Source organism: Alphaproteobacteria bacterium, assembly GCA_040220875.1.
GTDB lineage: Bacteria > Pseudomonadota > Alphaproteobacteria > JAVJVX01 > JAVJVX01 > JAVJVX01.
This window is the reverse complement of the sequence record JAVJVX010000006.1, coordinates 1-18,430: the sequence shown is the minus strand read 5'-3', so window position 1 is coordinate 18,430 and position 18,430 is coordinate 1. Positions and strand designations below refer to the sequence as shown.

At 65.5% G+C, this 18,430-nt stretch carries 12 protein-coding genes and 1 rRNA gene; 11 read left to right on the top strand and 2 right to left on the bottom strand.

The genetic code is table 11. The features are described from left to right. The first annotated feature begins 6 nt into the window (after window positions 1-6). From RLQ26_06135 to RLQ26_06125, 3 genes are all read left to right on the top strand, one after another. Complete coding sequence (locus RLQ26_06135; protein ID MEQ9088302.1) at window positions 7-1,044, top strand: nitronate monooxygenase; 1,038 nt, start codon at window positions 7-9, stop codon at window positions 1,042-1,044. Beyond that, entirely contained in the window at window positions 1,041-3,398 is a 2,358-nt protein-coding gene (gene ptsP, locus RLQ26_06130) for a phosphoenolpyruvate--protein phosphotransferase (GenBank protein MEQ9088301.1), read from the top strand. The genes RLQ26_06135 and ptsP overlap by 4 nt, the downstream gene beginning before the upstream one ends. Before the next feature lie 140 nt (window positions 3,399-3,538). Then, entirely contained in the window at window positions 3,539-4,753 is a 1,215-nt protein-coding gene (locus RLQ26_06125; protein ID MEQ9088300.1) for a DUF4115 domain-containing protein, read from the top strand. Between the two features lie 30 nt (window positions 4,754-4,783). Here RLQ26_06125 and ispG read toward each other — a convergent pair whose 3' ends face one another. After that, window positions 4,784-6,040: a flavodoxin-dependent (E)-4-hydroxy-3-methylbut-2-enyl-diphosphate synthase gene (ispG, locus tag RLQ26_06120; GenBank protein MEQ9088299.1), complete on the bottom strand. Its 1,257-nt coding sequence runs from the start codon at window positions 6,038-6,040 to the stop codon at window positions 4,784-4,786. 328 nt (window positions 6,041-6,368) lie between these two features. Between ispG and hisS the strand changes: the two genes are divergently transcribed. The 7 genes from hisS to clpB all read left to right on the top strand — a co-directional run bounded on the left by hisS (window position 6,369) and on the right by clpB (window position 15,850). Continuing rightward, the gene (gene hisS, locus RLQ26_06115; GenBank protein ID MEQ9088298.1) at window positions 6,369-7,613 is read left to right on the top strand and encodes a histidine--tRNA ligase; all 1,245 of its coding nucleotides are present in this window, start codon (window positions 6,369-6,371) and stop codon (window positions 7,611-7,613) included. A 59-nt stretch (window positions 7,614-7,672) separates the two neighbouring features. Next, the gene (hemA, locus tag RLQ26_06110) at window positions 7,673-9,052 is read left to right on the top strand and encodes a glutamyl-tRNA reductase (protein MEQ9088297.1); all 1,380 of its coding nucleotides are present in this window, start codon (window positions 7,673-7,675) and stop codon (window positions 9,050-9,052) included. Window position 9,053: 1 nt separating this feature from the next. Continuing rightward, window positions 9,054-10,145, top strand: coding sequence for a peptide chain release factor 1 (gene prfA, locus RLQ26_06105; GenBank protein MEQ9088296.1), 1,092 nt, complete (start codon window positions 9,054-9,056; stop codon window positions 10,143-10,145). Beyond that, a complete protein-coding gene (gene prmC, locus RLQ26_06100) occupies window positions 10,142-11,017 on the top strand; it encodes a peptide chain release factor N(5)-glutamine methyltransferase (GenBank protein ID MEQ9088295.1) in 876 nt (291 codons plus the stop codon). Before prfA ends, prmC begins: the two co-directional genes overlap by 4 nt. A gap of 303 nt (window positions 11,018-11,320) precedes the next feature. After that, window positions 11,321-11,926, top strand: a complete 606-nt coding sequence (locus RLQ26_06095; GenBank protein MEQ9088294.1) for a DUF4167 domain-containing protein — start codon at window positions 11,321-11,323, stop codon at window positions 11,924-11,926. A 129-nt stretch (window positions 11,927-12,055) separates the two neighbouring features. Beyond that, window positions 12,056-13,045 (top strand): diguanylate cyclase, encoded by a 990-nt coding sequence (locus RLQ26_06090; protein MEQ9088293.1) that lies wholly within the window; start codon window positions 12,056-12,058, stop codon window positions 13,043-13,045. 192 nt (window positions 13,046-13,237) lie between these two features. Then, complete coding sequence (gene clpB / locus RLQ26_06085; GenBank protein ID MEQ9088292.1) at window positions 13,238-15,850, top strand: ATP-dependent chaperone ClpB; 2,613 nt, start codon at window positions 13,238-13,240, stop codon at window positions 15,848-15,850. 36 nt (window positions 15,851-15,886) lie between these two features. On the opposite strand, the gene RLQ26_06080 is transcribed toward clpB, so the two are convergent. Next, on the bottom strand, window positions 15,887-17,302 hold the full coding sequence (locus tag RLQ26_06080) for a peptidoglycan DD-metalloendopeptidase family protein (GenBank protein MEQ9088291.1): 1,416 nt from the start codon (window positions 17,300-17,302) through the stop codon (window positions 15,887-15,889). Window positions 17,303-17,914: 612 nt separating this feature from the next. Between RLQ26_06080 and RLQ26_06075 the strand changes: the two genes are divergently transcribed. Continuing rightward, window positions 17,915-18,430 (top strand): 16S ribosomal RNA (locus RLQ26_06075); the annotation flags it as partial.

Genomic DNA, 18,430 nt, shown 5'->3' with positions numbered 1-18,430 from the left:
TGTTTCATGAATCAGTGTGCCGCCCAGGAAAAGCTGGACCGGCTGATGCGCCGGGGTTGCGAATTCCTAGGAACGCGTATCGCCCTTCTGGGCGGTGCCATGACCTGGGTTTCCGAACGCAATCTCGTCGCCGCCATTTCCAACGGCGGCGGCTTCGGCGTTATCGCCAACGGCGCCATGAGCCCCGAGCAACTGGCGGCCGAGATCGAGGCGACGCGCGCGCTGACCGATAAGCCCTTCGGGGTCAACCTGATCACGATGCATCCCCAGCTCGACCGGTTGATCGATGTCGCGATCGAGGCGAACATCTCCCATGTCGTTCTTGCGGGGGGATTGCCACCGCGGGAAGCAATCCGGCGGATCAAGGATGGGGGCGCCAAACTGATCTGTTTTACGCTGAGCGCCCGACTCGGCCGGCGACTGGTGAAAAGCGGCGTCGATGCGCTCGTCATCGAGGGCATGGAGGCGGGTGGTCATATCGGCCCCGTGTCACTGGGTGTGCTGGCGCAGGAAGTGCTGCCGGAAATTTCGGAGGTGCCGGTTTTCGTGGCAGGCGGCATCGGGCGCGGCGAGGCGATCCTGTCCTTCCTGGAGATGGGAGCGGCCGGATGCCAGTTGGGAACGCGGTTCGTCTGCGCGCGCGAATCGATTGCCCATCCCAATTTCAAGAAGCGCTTTATCTTGGCCAATGCTCGGGACGCTGTTCCCTCGGTTCAGCTTGACCCGCGCTTTCCGGTCATCCCCGTACGTGCCCTTCAGAATGCGGCGACGCAGGAATTTATGGCGCATCAGCGCCGGCTTATCGCCAAGGTGGATCGCGGCGAATTGGATACCAAGGACGCCCAGCTCGAGATCGAACATTTCTGGGCGGGTGCCCTGCGCCGTGCGGTGATCGACGGCGACGTTGAGGCCGGGTCCGTGATGGCGGGCCAGAGTGTTGGTCTTGTCAACCAGGAACAACCGGCGGCGGAAATCATCCAGGAACTGATGGACCAGGCGGGGGCTGCCCTGAATAGGCGCGACGGAGCCGGAGCGACGGAATGACCACGGGAAGCGAGCGCGGCGGCAGGCCTTCCGGTGCCTCGGCCGGTGGCGGTCCGCCAGCGGGTCCGGCTCCGCTCGGCCCCCCTGCCGCCGGCACCATGGGGATGGAATCGCGCCGTCTGTTGCGCCGGATTCGCGACATCATGGCCGGCAGCGGTTCGGCCCAGGACCGGCTGGACCAGATCGTTTCCGTGGTCGCGGCCGACTTCGTGGCCGAAGTCTGTTCCATCTACCTCCGCCGCGCCGGCAACGTGCTCGAGCTTTTTGCCTCCCAGGGTCTGAAATCTGAAGCCGTCCACATGACCCGCCTGCGCGTCGGCGAAGGCCTCGTTGGCGACATTGCCGCGCATGCACGGCCCCTTGCCCTGTCGGACGCGCAATCGCACCCCGCGTTCGCCTACCGCCCGGAGACGGGCGAGGAAATCTATCACTCTCTGGTCGGTGTGCCCGTGCTGCGCGACGGGCGGCTGCTCGGTGTCATCGTGGTTCAGAACCGGACCCAGCGCCATTACCGCGAGGAAGAAGTCGAAACGCTGGAAACCGTGGCGACGGTGCTGGCCGAACTCGTCGCAAGGGGCGACCTCGTGCCGCTCGAAGAGCTGCATATTGTCGAAGGTATCGCGGTGCTGCCCCAGCGCCTGGAGGGACTGCGCATCAATGGCGGGATCGGGTGGGGCCAGGCGGTGCTGCATCGGCCCCAGTTTCGTATCGATCGCATCGTCGCAGAGAATCCCGCGGAGGAGATCGCGCGATTGGACGGTGCCCTCGTCGATGTTAAATCCGCTCTCGACGCGCTTTTCGACAAGCCGATCCTTTCGGACAAGGAGGGCGAGCATACGGAGATTCTGGACACGTACCGCATGTTCGCGGATGACCGCGGCTGGACGGAACGGATCAAGGAAGTGATCCGCTCGGGCCTGACAGCCGAAGCCGCCACGCAGAAAATCATCAACGATACCCGCGCGCGCATGGGGCAGGTGGGCGACGCTTATCTCCGCGAACGCCTCGCGGATCTCGAGGATCTGGGCAATCGTGTCCTCTCGCACCTGACCGGCGCGGGGCCGGGGACGGCCGAGGATTTGCCCGAGGACATCATTCTGGTGGCGCGCACCATGGGCCCGGCCGAGATCCTCGACTACGAGGGCAGCAGGGTCCGGGGGCTCATTCTTGAGGAAGGCTCGCAGACCGCGCACGTGTCCGTCATTGCGCGCGCCCTCAACATCCCGGTCATCGGCCGCGTTTCGGATGCGTTTTCCCGGATCGATCCCGGCGATCCCATCATTCTGGATGGCGATCACAGCCAGGCATTCATTCGGCCGTCCGAGGATATTCAGGACGCTTTTGAAGAGCTTGCCCACAAGCGTGCACAGCAACTCGAATTATACGCCGGGCTGCGCGACCTGCCCCCCGTGACGGCGGATGGAATCAACGTCTCGATATCGCTCAATGCCAACCTGCTTCAGGATGTCGAGGCGCTGAACGAGACAGGTGCCGAGGGAATCGGGCTGTACCGAACCGAAATTCACTTCATGGCCCAGGATCGTTATCCGGATGTGGACAGCCAGGTGGATTTGTATGCCCGGATTTTCGAGATCGCCGCCGATCGGCCCGTGCGCTTCCGGACGCTGGACGTGGGCGGCGACAAGGGTCTGCCGTACTGGCCCGGCATTGACGAGGACAACCCCTCGATGGGCTGGCGGTCAATCCGAATTGCGCTTGACCGCCCCGCAATGCTCCGCCACCAGGTGCGCGCCCTGATCATCGCCGCTGCTGGCAGGCCGCTTCACATCATGCTGCCGATGATCACCGAAATGGCCGAGTTCTATGCTGCCAAGAAAATCATCACGAAGGAGGTCAAGCGGGCGCATGAGCGGGGTGATCCGGTGCCGGACGACATCCGCCTTGGCGTGATGCTCGAAGTGCCGGCACTCTTCTGGCAGCTTCCGGTTCTGCTGCCGCATCTCGATTTTCTGTCGGTCGGGACAAACGACCTTTTCCAGTTCCTTTTCGCAAGCGACCGCGGCAACCCGCGCATGGCTGACCGGTATGACGTTCTCTCGCCCACCGCGCTTCGTTTTCTCAAGGATCTTGTCGGGCTGTGCGAAGCCGCTCGTGTCCCGGTGACGATCTGCGGTGAAATGGCGGGGCGGACACTCGAGGCCATGACCCTGGTGGGCCTGGGCTTCCGCAGCCTTTCGATGGGCCCGCATTCCGTCGGCCCGATCCGGGCGATGGTGCGGTCCCTGCGGGCCGACCAGCTCAGCCGATACCTCGAAACCCTGCTGACCCTGCCTGATCACAGCCTGCGCGAGAAACTCCGCGCCTTCGCACACGACCACAAAATTGTCGTTTAATTCGGGGGGTTGCGCCCCTATGATCCGGGGCAACGGAGGTCGGGAGGCTGGCGCCGCCGGCGCCGGATCCGCCCCGAGCGGCGATTGGGACCCTGTCCCGACGCGGGCGAACCGTTGGGGAATGCGTACGGGGCAGGCGCGTGAACACGGCACATCGCAAACGTAAACGCTCAAGCCTCAAGCTCGGGGTGCCCGATCCCGGGGCCACGAGCCCGTCCGGGACTGGCCAGCCCGGCGGCCAACCACCAAGCCAAGCTCCGGTCCAACCTCCGGTCGGTGTCCAGCTGCGCGAGGCACGGGCGGCGCGCGGCGAGGAGCTCAGCGAGGTCGCCGGCGTCCTGCGCATTCGCGAGGCACATCTGCGCGCCATCGAGGAGAGCGATTACGCCGCCCTGCCGGGCCCGACCTATGCGAGCGGATTTATCCGGGCCTACGCCAATCATTTGGGGCTCGATGCGGCCATGCTGCTCGACCGGTTCCGTCAGGAAGCGGCTGACAGCACCCGCACGGAGCTGAATTTTCCCGTCCCCGCCGTGGAGGGCCGAATTCCTGGCGGCGCGCTGATCCTCGTATCCGTCGCCTTTGCTGTCGCAGTCTATCTCGGGTGGTACGTGTTTTTCGCGGGCCAGCAGGCCGGCGACGAAGGCATTGATCCGCCGCCGGCCGAAATCCTCGCCGATGCGGGGATGAGCGTCGACGATCTTCCCGATGAAAGCACACTCGCGCCGGCGGCCAACGTGGCCGGACCCGAAGCCGTCGCCGAAACCGCGGAAGCAGCCGCAAGCGCAGGTCCGGATACCGGACCGGCGGCGGCCACCGAAGCAGTGCCCGGCACGTCGCCTGGAACGCCATCGGAAGTCGGCTCCGTACCGGCCGCTGATCTGGCGGCAGACAGCGTGGCGCCTGTGTCCGAGGCCCCTGAGGCGCCCGAGGCCCTCGGGGCGCCCGATGCTGCAGCGGTGGCCGAGGCCGGTAATCCGGCCGAATCGGCGGCCGGCGCCGAGGCCTCGCCGCCGGGTCCTCCCGTCGCGGCCGAGGCGCCAGCGGCACCGGTTCGCCCGGCGCTGCCCCCGGCGGCGGCCGGCTCGCGGATCACTATCCGCGCGGTTGGCGATTCGTGGGTGCAGGTCAGGGACCGCAACGCCAACGTGCTGCTGACGCGCGTACTCTACGAAGGCGATGTCTATCGGGTCCCGGACCAGCCGGGCCTGACGCTGATGACGGGCAACGCCGGGGCGCTGGAAATTCGGGTGGATGGTCAGGTCGTGCCGGCGCTCGGAGCGTCCGGCAGCGTGCGTCGCGACGTGCCCCTTGACCCGGACCGGCTCAAGACCGGGACCGCGGCCGCGGATTAGCTGATCGGTTGCTCGTCGGATGCCGTCCGGTCAGGCGGGCGGCGTTCTTCTCTCGTAGCGACGGGCGACGTAATCGTCGATCAGGTCGCGAAATTCCTCGGCGATGCGCGGACCGCGCAACGTCGCCGCCTTTTTCCCGTCGATGAAAACCGGTGCCGTGGGCTCCTCGCCGGTGCCGGGCAGGCTGATCCCGATATCGGCGTGTTTGCTTTCGCCAGGGCCGTTCACGATGCAGCCCATGACTGCCAGATTGAGGTTTTCGACCCCCTCGTAGGTTTCGCGCCACTCGGGCATGCGCGCGCGTACGTAAGCCTGGATCTTGTCGGCCAGCTCCTGAAACACGGTGCTGGTCGTCCGCCCGCAACCGGGGCAGGCTGTCACCAGCGGTACGAAGGAGCGCAGCCCCATGGTCTGAAGGATTTCCTGCGCCACGATCACTTCCCGGGTCCGGTCACCACCGGGTTCGGGCGTCAGTGACACCCGGATCGTGTCACCGATACCCTGTTGCAGGAGAACCGCCATCGCCGCGGTGGAGGCGACGATGCCCTTCGAGCCCATGCCTGCCTCGGTCAGGCCGAGATGCAGGGCATAGTCGCAGCGCCGGGCCAGTTCGCCGTAAACGGCGATGAGGTCCTGCACGGCGGATACCTTGCAGGAGAGAACGATCTTGTCCGCGCCGAGACCGATCTCCCGGGCCCGCGCGGCGCTCCGGAGCGCCGATTGTACGAGGGCTTCGTGCATGACCTGCTGGGAGGGAAGCGGCTTCGACGATTTCGCGTTCTGGTCCATCAGTTCGGTCAGCAATTCCTGATCCAGGCTGCCCCAATTGACGCCGATGCGGACCGGTCGGTCGTATTCGAGGGCGGTCTCGATCATGGTGGCGAACTGCTTGTCCCGCTTGGCCTTGAAGCCCACATTGCCGGGATTGATGCGGTATTTTGCGAGCGCTTCGGCGCAGGCCGGATACTTGGTCAGGAGCTGATGGCCGATATAGTGAAAATCGCCCACCAGCGGCACGTCGACACCCATCCTGTCGAGCTCGTCTCGGATCCGCGGCACTGCCTGGGCGGCGGCCTCGCGGTCCACCGTGATCCGCACCAGTTCCGAGCCGGCCCGCGCCAGCGCAGCAACCTGCGCGGCCGTCCCCGACGCATCGGCCGTATCGGTATTGGTCATGGACTGGACCACGATGGGCGCGCCGCCGCCGACCGTGACATGACCGATCCTGACCGGCACGCTTTTCCGGCGTGGCGACAGCGTCTCCGGGTTGAGGACGGGTGCGGTCATATCGGTGTGCTGATCCGAAAATTTGCGGGTTTCGGGGGCGGCCGGCGGGGGGGATGGTCCCGGAACCCCGCCAGATCCAAGCCGGTCCGGCCATGTTGTGCCGGAAGGCCCGAAACCGGTCAAGCGGAAGCGTCCGGGTATGGAGGGCGGCCCGGCCACGCCGGCAAGCCCTGTCCGAAATGTACGCAAGTCACGGTCATCCGGTTGTTTGGCACGCTGGCCAACTGGGCTATAAAGTCGCGCCACATGAGGGAGAGCGGCGTCGGGGACGCGTCCCGCAAGCCCCGATTTTCGCCGGCGACCCCGCCACCTGACCGGGAGCAAAGTCCTGTCCGATCTCCAGCCTGTCCGAGGCACCCGCGATATACTGGGTGCGGAAGCCCGACGCCACCGGCATATCGAAGCTATCGCCCGCGATGTCGCCCGGCGCTACGGGTTTGACGAGATCTCGACGCCGATTTTCGAGTTCACGGAAGTCTTTGCCCGCACGCTCGGGGAGACGTCGGATGTGGTCACCAAGGAGATGTACACCTTCACCGATCGGGGCGGCGACAGCATCACGTTACGGCCGGAAGGTACGGCCGGCGTGGCGCGTGCGCTTATCTCGGGTGGGCTGGCGCAGCATTTGCCGCTCAAGTTCTTTTACGCCGGGCCGATGTTCCGCTACGAGCGACCGCAAAAAGGCCGCCTAAGACAGTTTCATCAGGTCGGAGTCGAAAGCCTCGGTCTGGCGACGCCGCTGGTTGATGCGGAGACGATCGCCGTGGGCCACGCCATGCTCCGCGCACTCGGCGTCGCCGACGCCATCACGCTCGAACTCAACACACTCGGAGACAGCGCCAGCCGGGACGCCTACCGCGACGCGCTGGTCGACTATCTGCGGCCGTTCGAGTCCGAGCTATCGGCAGACAGCCGGACCCGATTGTCGCGCAACCCGCTGCGCATTCTCGACAGCAAGGACACCGGCGATCAGGAAATCATCGCCGGCGCACCCGATTACGGCGATTACCTTAATCCGGCTTCGCGGGAATTTTTTGCCGGAGTCACGAGCGTGCTGGAGGAGCTGGATATTCCGTATGCCTTGAATCCGCGACTGGTGCGCGGGCTCGATTATTACTGCCACACGGCCTTCGAGTTCACGACGGACCGCCTTGGCTCACAGGGCACGGTACTGGCGGGCGGGCGCTATGACGGGCTGGTCCGGTCCATGGGCGGGCCTCATGCGCCGGGAATCGGCTGGGCTGCCGGGATCGAGCGGCTTGCCATGCTGCTGGGCGAAGCGGCGGCGGAAAAGGGGCCGGTTGTCGTCGTCCCCCTTGGGGACGGATTGCAGACCCGCGGGCTGGCGCTCACTAATCATTTACGGGATCATGGCTACCGTGCGGAAATGGGCTTCAGCGGGAATCTCAAGAAGCGCCTCGCCCGGGCCAACCGGATGAACGCAGCGGTCGCACTGATCCTGGGCGAGGACGAGGCGGCGCAGAACGCGGTCACGGTGCGCGACCTGGACACCGGCGAGCAGAAGCTCGTGGCGCTGTCCGGGATCGAGAGTGCGCTGGCGCGCTACAGGTAACCGCATTGGGGCCGGCTGCGCCGGGTGAGCGAGACAGGGATATGGCGGATTTTTCAGGAATGACAGGGGGCCATGACGTCCCGGGTCTGGTGGTTGTCGGGCTCAATCATCGTTCGGCCCCACTCAGCCTGCGCGAGGCCCTGTTCGTCGAGGAAGGGGCCGAGGGGCCGGTGCTGACGGCTTGCCGCGCAGCCGGATTTGCCGAAGCCCTGGTTCTGGCAACCTGCGATCGGGTCGAGATCTGGGCCATGGGAGCGGCGGCGGTGGACGGGCGCGCGGGTGGCAGCGGCGCGCCGGATGAACCGGAGAGGGGCGAGCGCCTGCTCGACCTGCTGGTCGCGCCCTCGGGTCTGTCGGTGGGCCGCGTCATCGCCCATGCCTACGTGAAGGAGGGCGCGGCGGCGCTCGATCATATTTTTTCCGTCTGTGCCTCGCTCGACAGCCAGGTCATCGGCGAGCCGCAGGTGCTGGGACAGATCAAGGCGGCGCACCGGGCGGCCCGGGGAGCGGGGACGGTCGGGGGCGAATTGGAGACCATCCTTGGCCAGGCTTACGGCGCGGCCAAACGGGTGCGGCGCGAGACGGCGATCGCCGAAGGGCCGGTTTCGCTCGCCTCGGCCGCGCTTCAGGTCGCGCGTCATGTGCACGGCGATCTGTCCCGGCGCGGCGGCCTCGTCCTTGGCCTCGGCGATATGGGCGGAATCCTGGCCGAGACCCTGCAGGCGGGCGGCCTCGGCCGGCTTGCGGTCACGGCGCCGCAGAATTTGCGGGCCGAGCGCCTCGCGCACCGGCTGGGCTGCCATGTGGCGCCATTCGAGCGACTGGAAGACGCGCTCGTCGCGTCCGATATCGTGATCACGGCGCTGGGTCGGCGCGAGACAGTCATTGACGGCGCGCTGATGGAGCGCGTGCTGACCCGGCGACGTCAGCGGCCGGTGTTCCTCGTGGACGTTGCCATACCGGGCGATGTGAGTGCGGAGGTGGATAGGCTGGAGCCGGCTTTCCGCTACACGCTCGACGATCTGGAGCGGACCGCGATGGAGAATCGCGCCGGCCGGCTGGAGGCGGCGCGGGCGGCGCGGGCCATACTGGACGGCGCGCTGGAGCGCGTCCACGCCCAGCGCCTGATGCAGCAGGCGGCCCCGGCCGTCCGGGTGCTGCGCCAGCATTTCGAGAATATGCGCGAACTCGTCCTCCGCGAGGATGAGGACCTGTCCGCGGCCGAAGCGACCCGCCGGCTTGTCAATCGGCTTCTCCATGACCCGCAGGAAGTGCTAAGGGAGAGCGCGGCCGCTTCGCCTCCCGGAGCGAATACCGAAGCCGCCCAGCAGCCCGCGCTCGAGCGCGCGGCACGCCGGCTGTTCCGGCTGCCCGATATCGGCACACCGGGTGATGTGGCCATGACGCGCCGGGGCCGCGCCCCCGACGGGAAAGACTGACGTGAGTTTGGATTCAAAACTGGATGGCATCATTACCCGGCACGAGGAACTCGGCCGGAAGCTGTCTGGCGAGGCGAAGCTGGCGGCACAGGACTTTGCCCGGCTCTCCAAGGAATATGCCGAACTTTCCGAAGTGGTCGGATGCATCAACGAATTGCGGGCAGTCGAGCGGGAAATCTCGGACCTTCAGACCCTGATTGACGAATCGGGTGACGATTCGGAAATGCGCAAGCTGGCCGAAGGCGAGCTCTATACTCTCCAGCATCGCCGCACACCGGTGGAAAACCGGCTGAAGCTGCTTCTCATCCCCAAGGATGAGGCCGATGCCAAGAACGCCATTCTCGAGGTGCGCGCCGGCACGGGCGGAGAGGAGGCGGCACTCTTCGCGGCCAGTCTTTTCCGCATGTATCAGCGTTACGCCGACAGGCTCGGCTGGAAAATGGAGATCATGGAGATCAACGAGGCGGATATGGGCGGCTACAAGGAAGCCATCGCGTCCATTTCCGGGCGTAACGTGTTCGCCCGTCTCAAGTTCGAATCCGGCGTGCACAGGGTTCAACGCGTCCCGTCGACGGAAAGCAGCGGGCGTATCCATACCTCGGCCGCGACCGTGGCCGTTCTGCCCGAAGCGGAAGAGGTCGATGTGGAGATCAACGAGAATGACCTTCGGATCGATGTATTCCGGTCCAGCGGGCCGGGCGGTCAATCGGTTAATACGACCGACAGTGCCGTGCGCATTACCCATTTGCCCACGGGGATCGTCGTGTCCCAGCAGGATGAAAAGTCACAGCACAAGAACCGCGCCAAGGCGATGAAGATCCTGCGTGCCCGGCTTTATGAGGCCGAACGGGAGCGCGTGGCTGGCGAGCGCGCGCAAGCGCGCCGCAGTCAGGTGGGAACCGGCGACCGGTCGGAGCGGATTCGGACATATAATTTTCCGCAAGGACGTGTCACCGATCACCGTATCAATTTCACGACCCATCAGCTTGAAGATGTGCTTCAGGGGGGGACGGGGCTGGACGAAATCATCGATTCGCTGACGGCGGAGGACCAGGCGGTCCGGCTGTCGCAGATCGCTGAGGATGCGGCGTGACGGCGGTGGCCGATGGGACGGCGGGCAGCCTCCTGAATGAGGCAGCTCGTGACCTGGGTGGCGCTGGAATCGTGCAGGCCCGCCTGGAAGCGCGGCTCCTGCTATGTGCGGCCCTGTCAATCGATCCGGCCGATCTGGTGCGTGATCCCGCCCGGCCGGTCGATCCTCGCGAAACCGCGCGGTTTCGCGACTGGGTCGCCAGGCGCCGGACGCGTCAGCCGCTCGCACAGATACTGGGAAAGCGGGAGTTCTGGTCGCTCACCCTCGAGGTGACCGGCGACACGCTCGACCCCAGACCCGATAGTGAGACCCTGATCGAGGCGGCCGTGGATCTCTTTCCCGACCGGCACGCGGTTTCGCGGATTCTGGATTTCGGCGCTGGCTCGGGCTGTCTGCTGCTGGCGGCGCTCGTCGAATTTCCTGCCGCCACGGGCATGGGGATCGATGCCGCCGCAGGGGCCGTGACGGTGGCGCAGCGAAATGCGGCCCGCCTGGGGCTGGCCGCGCGCGCCAGTTTCCTTCATCTGCCTTGGGAGGATTTTCCCGGCCACGCGGATGGTGTCCCGGCCGATCTGGTTCTGGCCAACCCCCCGTATATCCCGACCGGTGATATCGACGCCCTCGCGCCCGAAGTGGCGCGGTATGAGCCTCGCCTGGCACTCGATGGCGGGGCCGACGGGCTGGACGCCTATCGGTGCCTGTTGCCGGTGGTGCGCGATGTCGTCGCTGACGCTGGCCGCGCCATTGTGGAGATCGGAGCAGGGCAGTCCGAAGCCGTGACGGCACTGGCCATGGCGGCGGGGCTTCGTCATGTTCGAGGGGCCCGCGATCTTGGGGGACACGAGCGTGCGCTGGTTTTCGCGCGGTGCTGAGGGCGGCAAACCGGGGCGCGGGGGGAGCGAATCTGCGGCGAAAAAAAGACTTGGAAAGCCGGGAGCAGATGACTAACGTGACTTCTGCTGAAGGCGGTCGCGGCCTGGGGGGCTTCGCGAACCGGCCTCGATTTCCGGAAAATCACGTTCTGGATCGGCGGCTCTGGACACGGACCGTCTGGACGAAAGGCCCCAAACAATATTCTGCCTAATGCCGTCGCCAAAGCCTGACGGATGCGACATCAGGCTCGCGGGTGCGCGGCTGCAATGAAAACCATGATAACCAACCAAGTGACATAAGGTATGAGACAGGGATCTCACTCGAGACGACCGCGCACGCGCGGGAATGGACGCCGCCAGGGTGGTGGCGGCCGGCCAAACGGAACCTTCGACAGCAACGGCCCAGCCGGGCGCGTGCGCGGCAACGCGCAGCAGGTGTTCGAAAAGTACCAGGGCCTGGCGCGCGACGCCGCGTCGTCGGGCGATTCGATCATGGCCGAGAACCTGCTCCAGCACGCGGAGCACTATTTCCGGGTGATGCTGGCCAGTGGCGCCGCCACCCAGGGCCGGGACCAGACCCGGGAAACGGGACGTGAGGGCGGTGATCCGGATCACCGGGCCCCGGCCAGGAGCAACGGCAATTCCACGAATGCCGGCAATGGTGCTGACAGCGACGAAGACGTGGCTGAGCTCGACGATGAGACGGCCAAAGACGACGAAGGGGCGGAGGCGGCCGAGGCTGCCGGGGAGGCTGACGAGGAGGCGAAACGTCGGCCCCGCACGACCCGCTCTACCGGCCGCAAGGGGGCGTCGGGCAAGACGACCGCAGGCACATCGGGGCGAGGACGCCGCCGGTCCCAGTCGCCGGCCCAACTGGTCGCCGATTCAGAGGCGCAGAATTCCGAATAGCGCCTGAGGGCGGTTCGATCGCGGGCACGCGGCGCTGGCAAGACTTTCTTAATCGTAATCAAGCATTCTGCCGCTGGACCGGCCCCGGCACGCCTGGGCGCCGGACAGACCCCGGCGGGAGAGAATGCCATGGCACAGCCAGCGGACCGTGCATCGGACCCACACCGACGATTTGAGGGCCGTCCGCTCGACCGCGCCTGGATTCCCGACCGCGTCCTTCTGGTTACCGATAACGAGGCCGTCGATCGCGCGGTGCGCAAGCTCCTGGGGGCCGACGCCGACGAGGTCGAGCCCGGTCCCGGCCTCTCCCTCGATATTTGCGGATCGGCACAGGACGCGATCCGGTTTCTGACCAGTAACGGATTCTCGGCAATGGACATTGTCCTGATCGACGGCGATGCCGACGGCGGCACGCTGGCGCAGGAATTCGTCGCCCTCAAGGCCGGCAACTCCCTGCCGCCGATCGTGGTGCTGTCGGCCAGCGCCGATAATGATCTCGACCTGACCGCGATCCGCATGGGCGCGGCCGACGTGGTCTGTCTGGGCCGCGCCACCGCGGAAGGGCTTTACCGCGCCATGGGGCACGCGCGCCAATTAGCGGATATGAAGGGCGCTCTCGAATCCATGACGCTCTCGGACCCCGGTACAGGCCTTGCGAGCCGGGCGCTCTTTCTTGATTTCCTCACCCGGACAGAGGCGCGGGCCGCCAGGACCGGCGAACTCTTCGCGGTCCTCTTCGTAGCCTTCGACGGCCCGGCCATTCTTCGGGCCAAGGCCGCCGGTCGTCTCGATGCCGTCATGGCGGAGGTGGGTGGCGAGATCACAGGAATGCTGCGGGCAAGCGATCTGGTGGCCCGGTTCGACAGCGACAAGCTGGCGGTCCTGATCGACAGTATGAAACGTCTCGATTCGATCCAGATCGTGGCCGAAAAAATCTCCGCCCTGCCGCGCAACATGGTGCTGCTGCCGGGTGACCGGTCGGCACGGGGATTTTCACTTCATGTCGGGGTGGCCCTCTATCCGACCCATGGTGAGGGGGGCGAGCAGATGCTGGGCCACGCGGCCGAGGCCATGTACCGGGCCTGGGAGGCGCAAAGGCCGGAAGCGGCTTTCTACTGATCCGCCCTGTCGGCCGGGCCAGGCGAGGCCGGCCGCGGCGGCTGGCACGAAACCCCTAAAAAATCATGGAGATTTGCTGCCGGCTCTTGAGCCGGTTCGAATCGTTGCCATATTAGTCCTGGACGCCGCCTCGCGGGTCCGCTGTTTTCTCCCGCCTCGCGAGAGGGGGACAAGGCTTCCGGAGACTGGGCGATGGATTTCGAGAAATTCACCGAGCGTAGCAAGGGCTTCATCCAGAACGCGCAAACCCTGGCGCTTCGCAACAACAACCAGCAGCTTCTGCCAGAGCATTTGCTGAAAGTCCTCCTCGATGACGAGGAAGGGCTCGCGGCCAATCTGATCTCGGCCGCCGGGGGCGATGCGGCGCAGGCGCGCGCCCGGACGGAGGCGGCGTGCAATGCCATTCCCAAGGTCGAGGGATCGGGCGCCAGCCAGATGTACATGGCGCAGGAAACCGCGCGCGTCCTGGACCAGGCCGGCCAGCTCGCCGAAAAGGCCGGCGACAGCTTCGTGACCGCCGAGCGGCTGCTGCTGGCGCTCGCGATGGCAAAGGGCAGCAAGGCGGAGAAAGTGCTCACCGACGCCGGCGTCACGCCGCAGGCGCTTAGCCGGGCGATCGACGACCTGCGCCAGGGCCGGACCGCGGACAGCGCGTCGGCCGAGGATTCCTACGATGCGCTCAAGAAATATGCGCGTGACCTGACGAAGGCGGCCCGGGACGGGAAGCTCGACCCCGTGATCGGCCGGGACGAGGAGATCCGGCGAACGATCCAGGTGTTGTCGCGGCGAACCAAGAATAACCCTGTCCTGATCGGCGAGCCTGGCGTCGGCAAAACCGCGATCGTCGAGGGGCTTGCACTCCGGATCGCCCATGGTGATGTGCCCGAGGGACTCAAGCGCAAACGGCTCCTGGCCCTTGATCTCGGCGCGCTGATCGCGGGCGCCAAATTTCGCGGAGAATTCGAGGAACGGCTCAAGGCCGTCCTTGAGGAGGTTACCGGCGCGGCTGGCGAGATCGTATTGTTCATCGACGAGATCCACACCCTTGTCGGTGCCGGCAAGGCCGAGGGGGCGATGGACGCGTCCAACATGCTGAAGCCGGCGCTGGCGCGGGGCGAGTTGCATTGCGTCGGCGCGACGACGCTGGACGAGTATCGCAAGTATCTGGAGAGCGATGCCGCCCTGGCCCGGCGCTTCCAGCCTGTGTTCGTTGACCAGCCCTCGGTCGAGGAGACAATCTCCATCCTGCGCGGCCTCAAGGAAAAATATGAGGTGCATCACGGTGTGCGGATCACCGATGGCGCCATCGTGGCGGCCGCGACCCTCTCCAACCGCTATATCACCGACCGTTTCCTGCCCGACAAGGCGATCGATCTCGTGGATGAGGCCGCAAGCCGCATTCGCATGGAGGCCGATTCCAAGCCGGAAGCGATCGACGAGCTGGATCGCAAGATCATCCAGCTCAAGATCGAGCGTGAGGCGCTGAAAAAGGAAACCGACCAGGCCTCCAAGGAACGTCTCGAGGCGTTGGAAAAGGAACTCGCGACGCTCGAGAAGGAGAACCATGAGCTGACCACCCGCTGGCAGGCGGAAAAGGACAAGCTGATGGGCTCCCAGAAGCTCAAGGAGAAATTGGAAGAAGCCCGGCATGAGCTTGACGTCGTTCAGCGCAGTGGCGATCTCGCGCGCGCGGGCGAGCTGACTTACTCTGTCATCCCGGAGCTCGAGCGCAAGATCGCGGAAGGCGATGGCGGGACCAGCGAGAGCATGCTGCGCGAAGAAGTCTCGCAGGCCGATGTGGCGGCGATCGTCTCTAAATGGACTGGAATTCCGGTCGACAAGATGCTGGAAGGCGAGCGCGAGAAGCTGCTCGCCATGGAGGACAATCTGGGCCGGCGCGTCGTCGGCCAGGACGAGGCGATCCGCGCCGTCTCCAACGCGGTGCGCCGGGCGCGCGCGGGATTGCAGGATCCGAACCGGCCCCTGGGCTCATTCATGTTCCTTGGCCCCACGGGCGTCGGCAAGACCGAGTTGACCAAGGCTCTGGCCGCCTTTCTGTTCGATGATGACAGTGCCATGGTCCGGATCGATATGTCGGAATTCATGGAAAAGCATTCCGTCTCCCGCCTGATCGGCGCGCCGCCCGGCTATGTCGGCTACGAGGAAGGTGGCGCGCTGACCGAGGCCGTACGCCGCCGGCCCTATCAGGTCATCCTTTTCGACGAGGTCGAAAAGGCCCATCACGACGTCTTCAACGTGCTGCTGCAGGTCCTGGATGACGGCCGGCTGACCGACGGTCAGGGGCGGACGGTGGATTTCCGCAATACCATGATCATCATGACCTCGAATCTGGGCAGCGACATCATTGCCAGTCAGGCTCATGACGTTGCCGGTGACGACACGGCGGAAGCGCGTTTGCGCAGTCAGGTGATGGAGGTCGTGCGCGGTCATTTCCGGCCCGAATTCCTCAACCGGCTCGACGAAATCATCCTGTTCCACCGACTCAGCCGAGAGCACATGACGCGGATCGTGGATATCCAGCTCGACCGGCTCAAAGCCATGCTGGCCGACCGCAAGGTGACGCTGGACCTGTCGCCAGCGGCGCTGGAATGGCTGGCGGAGGCCGGATACGATCCTGTCTACGGGGCCCGGCCGTTGAAGCGGACGATCCAGCGCAATCTGCAGGACCCGCTGGCGACCCGGATTCTGGAAGGACGCATCAAGGACGGGGAGACGGTGCACGTCACCGCGGAAGGCGGCGCGCTCGTCGTCAATGGCGAAGAGGTAAAGGCTGAAGCCGCCTGAGGCCCCGCCTGAGGCCTGTCCGCCCTGGCCTCTGGCCTAGCGGCTCGCGATCTGGGTCTCGAGCGGCAGACCCTGGATCTGGAGTTCGACCGCGGCGACCCGGGTCTGGAACGCCTCCAGTTCCGGCCCCTCGAGCTTCTTCACCGTCGGCATCCGCAGAGCGAACGGATTGACCTGCCGTCCGTTGCTCAACACCTCGTAGTGAAGATGTGGTCCGGTCGAGAGCCCGGTCGTGCCCACATAGCCGATAACCTGGCCCTGCTCGACCCGGCTGCCGGCACGGATGCCGCGAGCGAACCGGCTGAGATGGGCGTAGGCAGTCGAATATTCGGAATTGTGGCGAATACGGACGTAGTTGCCGTAACCCTTGTTGCGTCCCGCCTTTTCGATCACGCCCGAACCGGCGGCCATGATCGGGGTGCCGCGCGGCGCGGCGAAATCAAGTCCGCGATGCATGCGCGTGTAGCCGAGGATCGGATGCTTGCGCGGCCCGTAGCGCGATGACAGGCGCGCGCCATCGATAGGCGTACGCATGAGAGCCTTCTCGGCGCTTGCCCCGTTCTCGTCGAAATAGCCTGGCCGCCCGTCGGGGCGCACGTGGCGGAAGAGCTGATGTCGCTTGCCGCTGAGGGTCAGCACCGCATAGGCAATCTCGCCCTCGGCCACATGATTGCCCTCCTCGTCATAAAGTCGCTCGAAGACAACCTCGAAATTGTCGCCCGGATGCAAATCGCGCTGGAAGTCGACGTCGAAACTGTAAAGCCGGATGAGGTCGAAGAGCACTTGGCGCGGTACGCCGGCGAGGCCCGCGGCACCGAACAGGCTGGTCGAAATCGTGGCACCCATGCGCGCCAGACGTGAATCGAATTCCTTGACGATCTCCCGCCCGGTGAAGCCGATCTCGGTCCGGTCGACCACAACGTCGCGATCGAATTCGACAGGCAGCGACAGGCGCCGGAGCGCCAGTCGGGTCTCGGTGCCGTTGCCGAGCGGCTCGAAATCGAGAACGAGCTTCTGCCCGGCGCGAAGGTGGCGCGGATTGAACACCGGGCGCAACGCCTCGATCGTGGCCTGGACGTCTTCCGCCGGCACGTCGGCCCGGCGCAGCACGGCCGAAAGCGTGTCGCCGCGGCCGACCGTCAGGGTGCGCGCGACAGGCTCCGCCGCCGCCTCGACCGGGCGCGGGGCGGGACGGGTGACTCGTTTTTCGGCCGGCGCGGCCGGGAGGGTGGCACTCGCCGCCGCCGCCGCCTCCGCCCCGGAGGGAAGAGCCGCCTGGCGGGCACCGGCCGCGGGGGCCGCCGGGGCCAGTGGGGCCAGTGGGGCCTCGCGGGAGGGCGCGCTCGTTTCGCGGGCCGCGTCCACGGTGACCGGATGGGTGAGGGCGCCTATTCCCAGACCGAGAATCACCCCCACGACGCAGGTCTGCAGCACGACCCGTTTGATTGGCATCCGACTCATATGCCTACCTACCCCAATCGGTTGTCCATCCCCAAAAAACTCGTGCGGAGTCAGCGGATTTCCGCCGTTTTTCCGCGCAACTCGCAGGTGGCTCCCCGGAGGGCCCGCGGCGCTGCCGCGATCCCGCGCCGGCGTCCCGTGCCGGCTGGCGGCCCCGTGTCGGCGCTGCCGTCCACCAGGCCATAGGATTTCGCACCTGCGTTAAGAATCAGCGAAGAAAGATGCGGGGGGGTCCTGAAAATGTCAATCTTGATTTCTTATTTATCAAGGACTTCCGTGGGCCCAATGGGGGTGCGGCAGAAGTTTGCGTGGCGCACTGAAAAGCATTTGACACGAGACCGGGGCTGAGCGATAACCCCGGTCCCTCTTCGGCGCCGGACCGAATTCCGGCCCAGACATATCTGAGAGCCGGGCTCAGCCCGGGAAAGCAGGGCGGACTGGTGGCATCGCCTCCAGCCCGGGCGTCCAAGTGACGCCGCGCAGTTGTTTGACATTGTGAATGGGAAAGGGATACGCGGGCGGCGGGGTCCGAGCGTTTGGGCCTGCTGCAAACGTATCCGTTTCGTTAACTCGTTACGTTTGTGTTTGTAGTTAGGTTCGAATCAACCTGAGAGTTTGATCCTGGCTCAGAACGAACGCTGGCGGCATGCTTAACACATGCAAGTCGAACGTGAAGCCGGACTTCGGTCCGGTGGAAAGTGGCGGACGGGTGAGTAACGCGTGGGAATCTACCTAACAGTGGGGAATAACCAGGGGAAACTTTGGCTAATACCGCATACGCCCTTCGGGGGAAAGGCTTCGGCCGCTGTTGGAGGAGCCCGCGTTCGATTAGCTTGTTGGTGAGGTAACGGCTCACCAAGGCAACGATCGATAGCTGGTCTGAGAGGATGATCAGCCACACTGGGACTGAGACACGGCCCAGACTCCTACGGGAGGCAGCAGTGGGGAATATTGGACAATGGGGGAAACCCTGATCCAGCAATGCCGCGTGAGTGAAGAAGGCCCTAGGGTTGTAAAACTCTTTCGGCGGGGAAGATGATGACGGTACCCGCAGAAGAAGCCCCGGCTAACTCCGTGCCAGCAGCCGCGGTAATACGGAGGGGGCTAGCGTTGTTCGGA